This window comes from Microvirga sp. 3-52 (assembly GCF_018383585.1).
Taxonomy (GTDB): domain Bacteria; phylum Pseudomonadota; class Alphaproteobacteria; order Rhizobiales; family Beijerinckiaceae; genus Microvirga.
Window position 1 is genome coordinate 13,114 of the sequence record NZ_JAHAMK010000033.1, and the last position, 13,506, is coordinate 26,619.

Here is a 13,506-nt window from a genome sequence, read left to right on the forward strand (position 1 = left end):
AAAAGAAAGCGGCCTGCGAGGGACCTCGCAGGCCGCTTTCTTTTACTTGATGGAAGACTTGTTCCTCGCGCCAACCGCGATGCCCGTCAGCCGCCCGGCCGCGTGATCGAGAACTTGGTCTCCGGCGTCGCCACGAAGTAATCCCGGTAACCGGAGCGGGCGATGGGGCGCATGGCGGCGGTGTCGACGAGGCCGTTGACGATGTAGCGGTCGTCGATGTGGATGCCGACCACCTGCCCGATCACGAGGTAATAGGACGGATCGCCGCCGCTCAAGGGATGGAGCGGAACCGTCTGCAGCCATTTGCATTCGAGCGCTGCAAGGGCGTCCGCCACCCGTGGCGGCTTCACGAGGCGGGACGGCGCGGGTGTCAGCCCGGCATGTTCCATCTCGTTCTCTCCGCGCGGCAGAACCGCCGACGTCAGGTTCATCTGCTCGCGCAGATCATAGGTCGCCAGGTTGCAGACGAACTCCCCCGTCTCCTCGATGAAGGTCAGTGCATCCTTCTTGCCCGATGAGGAGAACGCCACCATGGGCGGGCGCTCGGAGACGGCATTGAAGAACGAATAGGGGGAAAGATTCACCTCCCCCTTCTCACTGATGGCGCTGATCCAGCCGATGGGCCGGGGTGAGACGAGGGCCTTGAACGGATCGTGCGGGAGGCCGTGGGCGTTGGCTGAGGTTTCGTAGAACATGCGCGTTAGAACCGCGTCACGATGTCGGCGAGGCGAGGCCTGTCCCGGTCAGCCGGTATCTCCTTGGCTGTGCCGATATGGACGAAGCCCGCGATCCGCTCATCGGGCTTCAGCCCCAGAGCGTCCAGCACCCGCCGGTCGAAAGCGGCCCAGCCCGTGAGCCAGGACGCGCCATAGCCGAGCGCGGTCGCTCCCGTGAGAAGGTTCATGCAGGCGGCACCGGCCGAAAGGACCTGCTCCCAGTCCGGAATCTTCACATGCGGGACCACACGGGACACCACCGCGATGACGAGGGGCGCCTGCATGAAGCGTTCCCGCTCGATGGCGACCTTCTCCGCATCGGCGCCAGGGTTGTCCGTCTGGTAAGCCGCCGCCAGCACATCGCCGAGGCGCCGCCGCCCCTCGCCCTGGATCAGGATGAAGCGCCATGGAACCAGCTTGCCATGATCCGGCACCCGGGATGCGATCTTCAGGAGATTTTCGACCTCCTGGTCGCTCGGGCCCGGCTCGCCCAGCCAGCGCGGAGGAACGGAGCGGCGCTGCATAAGGCGGGAGAGGCACTCATTCATGGGATCTTCATCCGGCTCGAATAATGTGAAACAATGTAGATGGATGCTTTCGAAGGCCGCGAGCCAGGCAAGCGCCGGCTTGCCATCGTCTCGCCGTCTTGCTGCGCTTGAGGGAGCGCGGGCATCCCGAAGACGCGCCGCGGCACAAAAGAAACAGCAGCGGATGTATAGGGGGAGTGCGGTCAGACGCCAAGCAGGTTTCAACCCGTAGCGGACCCGGCGGCATGCTTAAGGCAGGCCGGAGGATGGTCTCATGGGAAGAGGTTCGGTTGGCGGGACGCCGCTTGAGAGCAATGCAGACATCGATTTCCGGACTGGACGGTCCACCTTCCCTGACAGCCTCGCCGCAGCGCCAGGCCCTGATGGCGTTCGCCCTCATCCTCGCGGCCTGGGCGCTGGCTGCCTCCCTATGGCCCCTGACCGGAACCGTCGTTCCGTGGGACTCGAAGAACCAGTTCTATCCGACCCTGCGCTACCTGGGCAGCGCCCTCGCCCATGGGGAGCTTCCCCTGTGGAACCCCTACCATTTCGGCGGACACCCCTCGGCGGCGGATCCGCAATCCCTGCTCTTCACGCCCACCATGCTCCTGTTCGGGTGGCTCGTGCCCGAGCCGTCCATGCAGCTCTTCGACGTGGTGGTCTTCGCTCATTTCCTCCCCGGAGCACTGGCCTTCGTGCCCCTGTTCCGCCGGAGAGGATGGCATTTGGCCGGGGCGGTGGCGGCCGCTCTCATCTTCATGCTCGGTGGCTCCGCCACGGCCCGGCTCCAGCACACCGGCATGATCTTCAGCTACGGCTTCTTCCCGCTTGCCTTCCTGCTTCTGGAGGAGGCCCTGGACCGCCGCTCGTACCTTTACGGCCTGCTGTTCGCGGTCTGCGCCGCCATGATGGTCATCGGGCGGGATCAGGTCGCCTTCCTGTGTGCCCTGACGCTCATCGCGCTCGCCGCGCAGCGGGTCTGGACAGCGCCCCGGTCCCTCGCCTATCTCAGGTCCCGCCTCGGGCTCCTGCTCTTCATGGGGGTGGTCGGCGGCGCGCTCCTCGTCGTGCCGGTCGTGCTGACGATGCAGTTCCTCGCCACGTCGACGCGGCCCTCCTTCGGCTTCGGCGTGGCCGCCATGGGGTCCCTGCCCCCGGAGAGCCTGGCGACGATCCTGTTCGGAAACGTCTTCGGCTCCCTGCGCTGGACCTATGATTACTGGGGACCGGACTGGCACAGCCTGTCCGAGGGAACCTGGACGGACAGGGCCACCAACTACCTGTTCGTCGGCACGATTCCGGCTCTCCTCCTCCTCTGGCACGGCATCGCAGGCGGGCGCCTGTTCGCCCGCGAGTTCCGGTTCTTCCTCGTCGTCGGCATCGCCGCCCTGTTCTACGCCCTTGGGCGCTACACGCCGGGCTTCGAAGTCATCTTCGACCACATCCCGGGCGTGAACCTCTACCGCAGGCCGGCCGACGCGACCTTCCTGATCAACATCGCGCTGGCCTTCGCCTCAGGCTATCTCGTCCATCGCAATGTGACGGAAGGGCTGCCAAAGTGGAACAGGGCTTCGCTCGGGCGGCTCTGGGCGGCCCTGCCGCTCCTGGCGCTCGGCCTCCTGGTCGCTGCCATCGCCAGCGCCCTGGCATTCGCCATCAAGGGGGGACACATGTCCCCGGCCGTCATCGAGATCAGCGTGAGCCTCGCGGCGGCGGCCCTGACGATCGCCGTGATCACCAGGATGAGCGGCGTATCGCGCTGGCGCGAGGCGACGGCTCTCGTGCTGGTGACCCTGACAGGTGCGGAGCTGATCGGCCGCCATGCGGCTTCAGCGCTGAATGCGGAACCTGCCGAGCGCTACACGGTCTTCACGAAGCTGCCGCCGGAGCAGCTGCAGGGCCTGCAGATCCTCAAGCGGGAGCTCGCCGAGCGCCACGCACGGGGCGAGTATCCCCGCGTGGAGATCCTCGGTCTGAAGGGGGCCTGGCAGAATGCGTCCATGGTCCTCGGGATCGAGGACATCATCGGCTACAACCCCCTCCGCCTGGCCGATTACGAGCGGGCCATCGGACCCGGCGAAAACGCGGAAGATCCGAATCTGCGCCGCTTCCCGACGAGTTTCCGGGGCTACAAGTGCCAGCTCGCAAGCCTGCTCGGGCTCGACTACATCGTGCTCGATCGCCCCGTGGAGAAGCTGCCGCGCCATTTCCCGCGGCTGACCGGTGCCGAGGTCGTCTATGGGACCGGCCGGATGTGGATCTACCGGCTCAACACCTCCGTCCCGCGCGCCTACGTGGCGCATCATGTGACACCTGTGGATTCCGAGGCCGTGCTGGGCCTGGAGGAGCTGCCGGAGTTCAACCGCGAGACGGAAGCCCTCATCGATGATGAAAGCATGGCGCTGCTCAAGGCTTCCTACGGGCCAGCGGGTTCCGCCCGCGACAAGGCCAAGGGAGAAGCGCGCATCGTCAGCTACCAGCGGAACTCGATCGCCCTGGAGGTCGAGAACAGCGAGAACGGGGTGCTGGTGCTGCACGATATCCATTATCCAGGGTGGGAGGCATGGGTCGATGGCGAGCGCCGGCCGATCGTGCGCGCCAACCTGCTGTTCCGCGGCGTCGAGATCGGCCCCGGACGCCACCGGGTCGAGTTCCACTTCCGCCCGATGTCGCTCGAAAATCTGATTGCAGCCGCTTCCGATCTCGTCACAAGCGACGAGAAGCCGATTCAGACGGCAATTGCCTCTCCGCTCCAATGAGAGCCGATATTCATTCGATGACCTTGCAATGACCTTGTTTGTGAAACAGCCCTTTCCCCTTCTCGGCCTGCTGCTCGGCCTCATCGCAGCCACGGCCGCATCGGCTCAGTCGCCTGCCGTGCCGTCCATGTCGCAGAGCCTCCCGCCGATTTCCGTCGGGCAGGTCACGCTGAATGCCGGTGCGACCTTTGCCGTAAGCAACGAGCCGATCCGTTCGGGGCTGGTCTGGCGGATCTACGAGGATCGCGGAGACGCGTCCCAGCCGACCATCGTCGCGCGCTCCACGAGCCCCATGCCGAGCTTCACCCTCTCGCCCGGCAACTACATCATCCACGTGGCTTATGGCTTCGCCAGCGCCTCGAAGCGGATCAGCGTGCAGCGGGGCAATCTCACAGAGCGGCTCGCCATCAATGCGGGTGCCCTTCAGCTCAAGGGAGCCGTGAGCGGAAACCCGATAGCCGCGGACCGTCTCGCCTTCTCCATCTATGTGCCGGAGGCGCAGAACTCCGAAGGCCGGCTCGTGATCGGCGATGCCAAGGCGAATGACATGATACGCCTGCCCGAGGGCACCTATCACGTGGTTTCCACCTATGGCGACGCCAATGCGATCATGCGCAGCGACCTGAAGGTGGAATCGGGGCGCGTCACCGAAGCGACCCTCAACCACCGCGCTGCAACGGTGACCCTCAAGCTGGTCGCATCCGTGGGCGGCGAAGCTTTCGCCGGCACGGCCTTCAGCGTGCTGACCCCCGGCGGCGACGTGATCCGCGAGGCCATCGGGGCCTTTCCGTCGGTCACCCTGGCCGAGGGCGAATACGTCCTGATCGCGCGCCACGAGGGCAAGGTCTATACCCGCGAGTTCAAGATCGAGAGCGGGCGCGACCGGGATATCGAGATCATCGCCGCCCCCTGAATCCGCTGAACCTTTCCGTCCCCGCGGCATTGACCGATGGCCAATCACCGGTCGCGCCCCGCATGAGCCTGAACTCCCAAGGCGTGACCTTGCTGGAGAGGAAGCTCATGAAAATCGCAGAGATCATGACCCGCAACGTGCGCGTTGTGAGTCCGGACCGGACGATCCAGGAAGCGGCGCGCCTCATGGACGAGATGAATGTGGGTGTGCTGCCCGTCTGCGACGGACGCCGCCTGCGCGGCATGGTGACCGACCGGGACATCACCGTCCGGGCAACGGCGGCCGGCCTCCCGCCCGACACGACCCGCGTGCGGGACGTCATGTCCGATAACGTGTGGTGGTGCTTCGACGACGACGACGTCAACCACATCGTCGAGTTGATGAGCGATCATCAGATCCGCCGGCTCCCGGTGGTCGACCATGACAAGCACCTGGTCGGCATCGTGGCGCTCGGCGATCTCGCAACGGACAGCGAGGGCGAGGCCTCCCGCGCGCTGCACCGCATCTCTACGCCTTCGGAGCCCGACCGCACCGGTACGCCGACTTCGTCACGGGCCGACCAGACCCGCGGCGGCGGGCAAGCCCGCCTGACCGGTGACGAGCGCCGTGAACTCGACCGGCGATTGCGGAGCGACGATGACGACTGGCGCCATCGCCCGCACGACTATCACGACGATCGGCGCGGCCGGGACGACCGCTCGCGCAATCGCGGCCGCGAGCAATTCCGTTTCCGCGAGGAGGATGACGTGCGCGCGGCCTTCGGCAGCTTCGGCTATCCCGGCGAGGAGGGAGCCCGCAACGCCCGCATGCGCGGCGGTTTCGGCGGCGACGGCTATCAGAACTCCGGCGACGAATATGCCGGCCGCGGCTCCGCCGGTAGAGGCTATCATCCGAAGCGCTACGGCGCCTCCACCATCACCGGAGAGCGCGCCCGTCCCGGCGATGACAGCAACGAGGATGATCGCCGCATGCAGGATCGCGAGCGCACCTGGAGTCTCGTGAACGAGCGGCGGGACCACAGCAATTACGGCATGGGTCCCGGCAACACCCGCTTCGGCAACGACGCAACCGCCAGCCGTGGCGAGGTGCGCCGGGGCGAGCATCAAGGGCGCGGCCCAAAGGGCTATCAGCGCTCGGACGACCGCATCCGCGAGGACATCAGCGAGCGCCTCACGGACGATGCCATCATCGATGCGTCGGAGATCGAGGTGCAGGTTCAGAACCGGGACGTCACCCTCACGGGCACGGTCCGCGACCGCAACGAGAAGCGGCGTGCCGAGGACCTCGCCGAATCCGTGTCAGGTGTGAGCCACGTGCAGAACAATCTGCGTGTCGGACAGCGCCAGGGGACGCATGCAACCGGAACGGAAGCGGGCGATGCCGGTGCAGCTACGGGCAATCCGGGTAGCGGCACGGCAGGCACGACGGCCGGTACGGCTCCTGGCGGCCGCACGACGGGACGGCAGCGGCAGACGAGTTAATCGTCCAAACATACACACTACGTCATCACCGGCCCTGTGCCGGTGATTCCGACCGGAAAGGCGCCATCGGGTGTCATTCCCGGCCGGAGCGAAGCGGAGGGGAAGGGAATCCACTCACAGGCTCCGAACCATGGATCCCCTTCCCGAGCCTTCGGTTCGCCGGGGATGACACGGGGCGTGTGCTTCGGCGCGGCGGCGCTTCATAGAATCGGGATGGCCGGCACAAGGCCGGCCATGACGTGAAGGGGTCGAATGAACGCAAAGGACGGCGCCTCTTTTCAGGAGCGCCGCCTTCGTCATTGAATCCATAAGTCCCTAAGCGATCGTCCGCTCGACCACGTGATGCCCATCGAGCGTCACGTGGCCCTCCGGCTCGGACACCGCCCTCGCCGCTCGTCGGCGGTCCGGCGTGACGGCCTCTGCCGCGAGAGCCTTCAAAGCCTCGTCGAGGGTCATGGTCTGCTGGTTCGGGCTTCCCAGGCGGCGGATGGACACCGTCCGCTCCGCGGCCTCCTTCCGGCCCACTACGAGAAGCACCGGCACCTTCACGAGCGAGTGCTCGCGGACCTTGTAGTTGATCTTCTCATTGCGCAGATCCGCCTCCACGCGAAGCCCTGCGGCGTCGGCGGCGCGCACCACCTCCATGGCGTATTCATCGCCCTCGGACGTGATGGTGGCGACCACCGCCTGCACCGGCGCGAGCCAGAGCGGGAAATGACCGGCGAAGTGCTCGATCAGGATGCCGGTGAAGCGCTCCATGGAGCCGCAGATCGCGCGGTGCACCATCACGGGCGTCTTCTTCTGACCATCCGCATCGACATAGAACGCGCCGAACCGCTCCGGCAGGTTGAAGTCCACCTGCGTGGTGCCGCACTGCCAGTCGCGGCCGATGGCATCGCGCAGCACGTACTCGAACTTCGGGCCGTAGAACGCGCCCTCGCCCGGGTTGATCGCCGTCTTGATGCGCCCGCCGGACTGATCCTCAATCTGCTTGAGCACGCGGGTCATCACGTCTTCCGCATGATCCCACATCTCGTCCGTGCCGACGCGCTTCTCGGGGCGGGTGGAGAGCTTCACGACGATCTCGTCGAAGCCGAAATCGGCGTAGGTCGAGAGGATCAGGTCGTTGATCTTCAGGCACTCGGCCGCGAGCTGATCTTCCGTGCAGAAGATGTGCGCATCGTCCTGCGTGAAGCCGCGCACGCGCATGAGGCCATGCAGCGCGCCCGAAGGCTCGTAGCGATGCACGTTGCCGAACTCGGCGAGGCGCAGCGGCAGATCACGGTAGGACTTCAGCCCGTGCTTGAAGATCTGCACGTGGCCCGGGCAGTTCATCGGCTTGATGGCGAAGACCCGATCGTCCTCGGTCTGGGTCGCGAACATGTTCTCGCGATACCAGCCCCAATGGCCCGAGGTCTCCCACAGGGCCTTGTCGAGGATCTGAGGCGCGTTGACCTCCTGATAGGTGCCCTTCAGGCGCCGGCGCATGTAGGAGATCAGCTCCTGGAACACCGTCCAGCCCTTCGGATGCCAGAAGACGACGCCCGGCCCCTCCTCCTGGAAGTGGAACAGGTCCATCTCGCGGCCGAGACGACGATGGTCGCGCTTCTCGGCCTCCTCGAGCTGGCGGATGTAATTGTCGAGATCCTCTTGGGCAGCCCAGGCGGTCGCGTAGATGCGGGTGAGCATCGCGTTGTTCGAGTCGCCGCGCCAATAGGCGCCTGCGACCTTCATGAGCTTGAAGGCGTTGCCGACCTTGCCCGTGGAGGTCATATGCGGGCCGCGGCAGAGATCGAACCAGTCGCCCTGCGAGTAGATCTTGAGATCCTGGCCTTCCGGGATCGCATCCACGAGCTCGACCTTGTAGGTCTCACCCTTCTCCTTGAAGACCTGGCGAGCCTTGTCGCGGCTCCAGACCTCCTTGGTGAAGGGTTTGTCGCGCGCGATGATCTCGCGCATCTTCGCCTCGATGGCCGGGAAGTCTTCGGGTGTGAAGGGCTCGTTGCGGGCGAAGTCGTAGTAGAAGCCGTTCTCAATCACGGGGCCGATGGTGACCTGCGTTCCCGGGAACAGCTCCTGCACCGCTTCCGCGAGCACGTGCGCGGCATCGTGCCGGATCAGCTCCAGGGCGCGCGGATCCTCGCGATTCAGGAATTCGATCTTGGCATCCTTGGTGATCGGATCGGCGAGATCGGCGACCGTGCCGTCGAGCGCCATGGCGACGGTGCGCTTGGCCAGCGACTTGGCGATGCCTTCCACGATCTCGCGGCCTGTGATGCCGGATTCGTACTGGCGCTGGGCGCCATCGGGGAATGTCAGGGTAATCATCAAATGTTTCTCCTGGCTCACTCCTGCCAACGGAGCAGGTAAGCGGGGGCCGACGGTTTGTTGGGTTGAAAGGCGAGATCAGCCGCCGTCAGGTTCGACTGCCTCGCAGGTGATCGCAGAGGCGGTTTTCGGAGCGTTCACGCCCCGCCAGCGACCATAGGCCCAGGGCTTATACCAGGCTGAGCCGTCGGGCAATGTTTCAGGGACCCAATCGATGCCGTGAGTGCCGAAGGGGCCGCAGCGGCAGATGCGGGCGAGCCCCATCCAGCCCCCTGGCCAGAAGCCGTGCCGCTGGATCGCCTCGTCCGTGTATTCGGAGCATGACGGCAGATGGCGGCACTGGCGGCCGATCAGACCGGAGAGGCTCAGCTGGTAGCCGCGGATGGCCATGTGAGCAATCCGGCGGGGGAAATGCCTCGATGTCGTCTCCTGGGGGCTCTTTCTCAGTTTCGATCCTCGATCTATCGGCATGTCACGTAAGGTTGCGACGGGATGAAAACACTCACGACTCTACGGCATTCCCATACAGACACAACCTAAGATGTATTCGTTATATCGTAAGATATTCCGCAAGACTCAACCACCACTTAGTGGCACGCCAGAATTTATATACGATACTTCATTTCACTGCTGTTTTGCCCGCCGAGTCGCGCAGCGGTATTTGGAGCACGTATAATGACCGTAAAAATCAGCAAATTCATCTGGGATATTACCTACGCCTGCCCGCTGCGGTGCGGGCATTGCTATTCGGAATCGGGACGCCGTCCCGCCCGCACGCTGGATCGAGACACGGCGATGCGTGTCGTCGACGTGATGCTCGCGGCGCAGGCGAAGAACGTGATGTTCAGCGGCGGAGAACCGTTATCGGTCCGTTGGGCTGTCGAGGCCATGAAGCGTCTCCATGACGCAGACATCGAGGTCACGGTGTTCACGACCGGCTGGTCGATCCAGGACAGGATGGCCGCCGCCCTCGCGGATGCGGTCTCGGGCGTGGCTGTCAGCATCGATGGCGCCGACGCGGAAATTCACGATGCCGTTCGCGGGCGTGCCGGCGCCTTCGAGCGCGGGATGAGAGCGCTGGACGCCCTGCACCGGGTGAAGGACGAGCGCCGGGCCGCCGGACGGACATGCTTCACGTTGGGGATCGACTACACCCTAACACGTCCGGGCGCGAAGGAAGCGGACCTCGAGCGGTTCGTCGAGGCGGCCGTCAAACGGTTTCCGAGGCTCGATTTCATTCGCTTCGGCGCGGTCGTTCCGTCCGGTCTGGGGGCCGAGCGGGAGTTCGAGACGACAGGACTTCTCACGATTGAGGAATTGGTCGATCTGATCGATGTCGGCCGGCGCCTTGCCGCTCGTCATGAAAACGGTCCCCGCATCTCGGTGACCGACGTCAGGTATTTCCTGCCGCAACCCGGGGCGAGCCTCGTGGATCTGGATATCCTGCAGATCGAGCCCGATGGAGCGCTCCGTGCCTTTCCGATCTACGAGGCGAAGGTCGGAAACGTTCTCCATGAGCCGCTGGATCTTCTCTGGTCGAGGGCACAGGCTTGGCGGTCCGATCCGTTCGTCGCCGAGCAGATGGAAGGGGTTCGGTCCATGGCCGACTGGGCCAGCACGACCCGGACCCTGGACCGCCGCTACGGCTCCGCCGACGACCAGGAGCGAATCGGGCGTCGCGGATCAGCGGTGCAGGTTTCGGCCTAGAGAACGGCCCGCAGAACGTTGGGCTTACAGGCCCCACAAGCCCCAGCCGGGCTCAGCTCACGGTCTCGCGCGGCCCTTCACGCGGTGCGAGACCGCCATAGGCATTTATCCAACGGAGCGCTCGACCCTCCTGGCCTCGATCTGATCGAGCGCGTCCACGACGGCATCGAAGGTGAGAAGGATCGAGGCATGGCGCGCCTTGTAATCCCGTAGTGGCTCCAAGACCTTAAGGTCTTCCCATTTCCCCCGAGGCGGCTCTCCATTGGCCTTGAGCAGACGACTTGCCGCATCGCGAACCTCGCGAAGCTCCTCTATGGTCGCCCCGACTATATTCCGACCCATGATCGACGATGAGGCCTGGCCGAGAGCGCAGGCCTTCACCTCGTGGGCAAAGGCCGTCACGACGTTGCCATCAAGCTTCACATAAACCGTGACGGTCGAGCCACAGAGCTTGGAGCGAGCTGTCGCGCACGCATCGGGTTCGGACAGCTGCCCCAAGTGTGGAATGTCGGCGGCAAGCTCGAGAATGCGTCGGCTGTAGATGTCGTTCAGCATATCGGCCTATGACATGACGGTTGGGAATGTGCTCATATGCCTATATAAGTGCTGTGATAGAGTTCTGCGACGGCAGTCTTCGGAACTCTGTCTGGAAAGAAAATAGAAACTGCCGGGCAGCCAAGCTTCCACGGTTCAAAAATTGAGAAAAGAGGCTCCACGTGAGTGATGTGGTTAAGTCCCTGTCCACGCGTCTGACGACAGCCGCCGACAAGCCGGTTTCAACCCCCACCCGGGAAGAGGCCGAAGCGGCGGTTCGCACCCTGATCCGTTGGGCGGGCGACGATCCGACCCGCGAAGGTCTGCTGGACACGCCCAAGCGCGTCGCCAAGGCTTTCCGGGAATTCTATTCCGGTTACGGCGAGGATCCATCGGAAATCCTCGACAAGATCTTCGCAGAGGTCGAAGGCTACGACGACATCGTGCTCGTGCGCGATATTCCGTTCCACTCCCATTGCGAACACCACATGGTGCCGTTCTTCGGCGTCGCGCATGTGGCCTATTATCCCACCAAGGGCGTGGTCGGCCTGTCCAAGCTCGCCCGCCTCGTGGATGCCTATGCCCGCCGCCTGCAGACGCAGGAGACCATGACCTCTCAGATCGCCAAGGCCATGGTCAACGCGCTCGATCCGCGCGGCGTCGCCGTCATGATCGAGGCCGAGCACATGTGCATGTCCATGCGGGGCATTCAGAAGGCAGGCGCCATGACGCTGACCACCCAGTTCACCGGCATCTTCAAGGAAGAGCCGGCCGAGCAGGTGCGCTTCCTCACCCTCGTGCGGAACAGCAGGGGCTGAGGCCGCTCATGAGCGCGACGATCTCCAAGTCCTTTCCCGCGCCCGGCTCGAAGGCCGAGCTCGAGGAGGGAACCGTCCTGTCGCCTCGCTTCGGGGCGGACGGGCTGATCACCTGCGTCACGACGGATCTCGCGACCGGCGAGATCCTCATGGTCGCGCACATGAATGCCGAGGCTCTGGCCAGGACGATCGCGACCGGCGAAGCCTGGTACTGGTCCCGCTCGCGCGGCGAACTCTGGCACAAGGGTGCGACGAGCGGGCAGATCCAGACCGTCAAGGAGATCCGGGTTGATTGCGATCAGGATGCCCTCCTGCTGAGGGTGCAGGTGGCCGGAGATGGCGGCTGCTGCCACACTGGGCGCCGCTCCTGCTTCTACCGGAAGGTCGAGACCTCCGGCACCGAGCCTCGTCTCGTGATCGATTGAGACCGGCACTCCCCTGGAAATGCAGGGCTGCCGTCATCCAGGAAACGGGTGCAGTTCTCGGGCGTCCGGGTTAGGAAGACCCGATGACACGACGTGACCTCCTCCCCGCGCGGGTGGCCGCCAGCGCAATCTTCTTCGGCAACGGCTTCGGCATCGGCACCTGGGCAGCCCAGCTTCCCCGGTTCAAGGAGTCGCTCGGCCTGTCCGACGGCCAGCTCAGCCTCGGTCTCCTGGCCTTCTCCCTCGGCGCGGTGGCGCTGATGCCGGTCATCGGCTGGGCCGTGGCCGTGGTCGGCAGCCGCACCATGACCCTGATCGCCGCCTTCACCTTCGCAGGGGCCCTGCTGCTCCCGGGCCTCGCGCCAAGCCTGAGCTTTTTCGTCGTGGCCGCTCTCCTGGCGGGAGCCTGCAACGGCACCATGGACATTGCCATGAACACCAATGCCACGGTGGTCGAGAAGGCCTGGGGCTCGGCCATCATGTCGTCCTTTCACGCCTTCTTCAGCTTGGGCGGGCTGGCAGGCGCCGGCGCGTCCGGCCTCCTCATCGCGTTCGACGTGGGAATCGTCCCGACACTGGTGATCTCCTGCCTCGGGATGGGCCTTCTCTTCCTGCTGGCGGCCTTCTGGATGCTTGGAGAAAAGGAGCGGGCAATGGATGGACACGGCTTCGCCTGGCCGCGGGGGAGCGTCATCCTCCTGGCTGTGCTTGCCATGTTCTGCTTCATCGTCGAGGGTGCGATCGTCGATTGGTCGGCGATCTATCTTCAGACCGTCGCCGGAGCGAGCCTGGAGGCTGCCGTCACGGGTTTTGCCGCATTTTCCCTCACCATGACGATCTGTCGCTTCATGGGCGACTTCGTCGTCCGGCATCTGGGCCGCGTGCGCACCTTGCAGCTCGGAGGGCTACTGTCGGCCTTCGGCCTTGCTCTGGCGATGGTCCTCCCGCACCCCCTGCCGGCCTCCATCGGCTTCGCTCTCGTCGGGATCGGCCTCGCCAATACGGTACCGGTCCTGTTCAGCACGGCAGGCCAGATGAAGGATTTTCCGCCGAGCATGGGCGTCGCCATGGTGGCGACTTTGGGCTACGGCGGCCTGCTTCTCGGTCCTCCGCTGATCGGATTCGGCGGAGAAATCTTCAGCCTTCGCGGGATGCTGGGCCTTCTCATCGCCTTTGCCTTCGTCATCATCATTTTGTCGCAGCGGGCTTTGCAGCGCTCCACCATTCAGTTTTCCTGAACCAGTCCTAATTGAAACTTGAGGGCACCATTCACGCGGCTTTCATGGCAGGCTGGCATG

General features: G+C 64.7%; 12 protein-coding genes. 7 read left to right on the forward strand and 5 right to left on the reverse strand.

The features are described from left to right. Nucleotides 1-86: 86 nt before the first annotated feature. Together KHP60_RS20245 and KHP60_RS20250 are read right to left on the reverse strand one after the other, a co-directional pair. On the reverse strand, nucleotides 87-695 hold the full coding sequence (locus KHP60_RS20245; RefSeq protein WP_213566111.1) for a flavin reductase family protein: 609 nt from the start codon (nucleotides 693-695) through the stop codon (nucleotides 87-89). Nucleotides 696-700: 5 nt separating this feature from the next. After that, the gene (locus KHP60_RS20250) at nucleotides 701-1,264 is read right to left on the reverse strand and encodes a nitroreductase (RefSeq protein ID WP_213566112.1); all 564 of its coding nucleotides are present in this window, start codon (nucleotides 1,262-1,264) and stop codon (nucleotides 701-703) included. A gap of 293 nt (nucleotides 1,265-1,557) precedes the next feature. Between KHP60_RS20250 and KHP60_RS20255 the strand changes: the two genes are divergently transcribed. The 3 genes from KHP60_RS20255 to KHP60_RS25285 all read left to right on the forward strand — a co-directional run bounded on the left by KHP60_RS20255 (nucleotide 1,558) and on the right by KHP60_RS25285 (nucleotide 6,396). Then, complete coding sequence (locus KHP60_RS20255; RefSeq protein WP_213566113.1) at nucleotides 1,558-4,002, forward strand: YfhO family protein; 2,445 nt, start codon at nucleotides 1,558-1,560, stop codon at nucleotides 4,000-4,002. A gap of 28 nt (nucleotides 4,003-4,030) precedes the next feature. Further along, nucleotides 4,031-4,915, forward strand: a complete 885-nt coding sequence (locus KHP60_RS20260; RefSeq protein ID WP_213566114.1) for a hypothetical protein — start codon at nucleotides 4,031-4,033, stop codon at nucleotides 4,913-4,915. Nucleotides 4,916-5,022: 107 nt separating this feature from the next. After that, the gene (locus KHP60_RS25285) at nucleotides 5,023-6,396 is read left to right on the forward strand and encodes a CBS domain-containing protein (protein WP_249688968.1); all 1,374 of its coding nucleotides are present in this window, start codon (nucleotides 5,023-5,025) and stop codon (nucleotides 6,394-6,396) included. A gap of 315 nt (nucleotides 6,397-6,711) precedes the next feature. Here the strand turns inward: KHP60_RS25285 and thrS are convergent, their stop codons facing one another. Then, the gene (gene thrS / locus KHP60_RS20275) at nucleotides 6,712-8,724 is read right to left on the reverse strand and encodes a threonine--tRNA ligase (protein WP_213566115.1); all 2,013 of its coding nucleotides are present in this window, start codon (nucleotides 8,722-8,724) and stop codon (nucleotides 6,712-6,714) included. Between the two features lie 78 nt (nucleotides 8,725-8,802). Continuing rightward, nucleotides 8,803-9,195, reverse strand: a complete 393-nt coding sequence (gene yidD / locus KHP60_RS20280; RefSeq protein WP_213566116.1) for a membrane protein insertion efficiency factor YidD — start codon at nucleotides 9,193-9,195, stop codon at nucleotides 8,803-8,805. A 204-nt stretch (nucleotides 9,196-9,399) separates the two neighbouring features. Here yidD and KHP60_RS20285 point away from each other — a divergent pair, with 204 nt between their 5' ends. Beyond that, the gene (locus KHP60_RS20285) at nucleotides 9,400-10,431 is read left to right on the forward strand and encodes a radical SAM protein (protein WP_213566117.1); all 1,032 of its coding nucleotides are present in this window, start codon (nucleotides 9,400-9,402) and stop codon (nucleotides 10,429-10,431) included. A 105-nt stretch (nucleotides 10,432-10,536) separates the two neighbouring features. On the opposite strand, the gene KHP60_RS20290 is transcribed toward KHP60_RS20285, so the two are convergent. Next, complete coding sequence (locus KHP60_RS20290) at nucleotides 10,537-10,986, reverse strand: iron-sulfur cluster assembly scaffold protein (protein WP_213566118.1); 450 nt, start codon at nucleotides 10,984-10,986, stop codon at nucleotides 10,537-10,539. Between the two features lie 161 nt (nucleotides 10,987-11,147). On the opposite strand from KHP60_RS20290, the gene folE reads away from it, so the two are divergent. The 3 genes from folE (at nucleotide 11,148) to KHP60_RS20305 (ending at nucleotide 13,446) form a co-directional block, all read left to right on the forward strand. Then, nucleotides 11,148-11,783 carry a GTP cyclohydrolase I FolE gene (folE, locus tag KHP60_RS20295; protein WP_213566119.1) on the forward strand — a complete coding sequence of 212 codons (636 nt, stop codon included), beginning with the start codon at nucleotides 11,148-11,150 and terminating at the stop codon, nucleotides 11,781-11,783. Nucleotides 11,784-11,791: 8 nt separating this feature from the next. Next, nucleotides 11,792-12,208 (forward strand): phosphoribosyl-AMP cyclohydrolase, encoded by a 417-nt coding sequence (hisI, locus tag KHP60_RS20300; protein WP_213566120.1) that lies wholly within the window; start codon nucleotides 11,792-11,794, stop codon nucleotides 12,206-12,208. An 83-nt stretch (nucleotides 12,209-12,291) separates the two neighbouring features. After that, nucleotides 12,292-13,446, forward strand: coding sequence for an MFS transporter (locus KHP60_RS20305; protein WP_213566121.1), 1,155 nt, complete (start codon nucleotides 12,292-12,294; stop codon nucleotides 13,444-13,446). The last annotated feature ends 60 nt before the right edge of the window (nucleotides 13,447-13,506 follow it).

Bases quoted from the DNA above. Each gene is read 5' to 3' on its own strand.
- KHP60_RS20245 (WP_213566111.1), bottom strand. From the start codon at position 695: ATGTTCTACGAAACCTCAGCCAACGCCCACGGCCTCCCGCACGATCCG.
- KHP60_RS20250 (WP_213566112.1), bottom strand. From the start codon at position 1,264: ATGAATGAGTGCCTCTCCCGCCTTATGCAGCGCCGCTCCGTTCCTCCG.
- KHP60_RS20255 (WP_213566113.1), top strand. From the start codon at position 1,558: ATGCAGACATCGATTTCCGGACTGGACGGTCCACCTTCCCTGACAGCC.
- KHP60_RS20260 (WP_213566114.1), top strand. From the start codon at position 4,031: ATGACCTTGTTTGTGAAACAGCCCTTTCCCCTTCTCGGCCTGCTGCTC.
- KHP60_RS25285 (WP_249688968.1), top strand. From the start codon at position 5,023: ATGAAAATCGCAGAGATCATGACCCGCAACGTGCGCGTTGTGAGTCCG.
- thrS (WP_213566115.1), bottom strand. From the start codon at position 8,724: ATGATTACCCTGACATTCCCCGATGGCGCCCAGCGCCAGTACGAATCC.
- yidD (WP_213566116.1), bottom strand. From the start codon at position 9,195: ATGCCGATAGATCGAGGATCGAAACTGAGAAAGAGCCCCCAGGAGACG.
- KHP60_RS20285 (WP_213566117.1), top strand. From the start codon at position 9,400: ATGACCGTAAAAATCAGCAAATTCATCTGGGATATTACCTACGCCTGC.
- KHP60_RS20290 (WP_213566118.1), bottom strand. From the start codon at position 10,986: ATGCTGAACGACATCTACAGCCGACGCATTCTCGAGCTTGCCGCCGAC.
- hisI (WP_213566120.1), top strand. From the start codon at position 11,792: ATGAGCGCGACGATCTCCAAGTCCTTTCCCGCGCCCGGCTCGAAGGCC.
- KHP60_RS20305 (WP_213566121.1), top strand. From the start codon at position 12,292: ATGACACGACGTGACCTCCTCCCCGCGCGGGTGGCCGCCAGCGCAATC.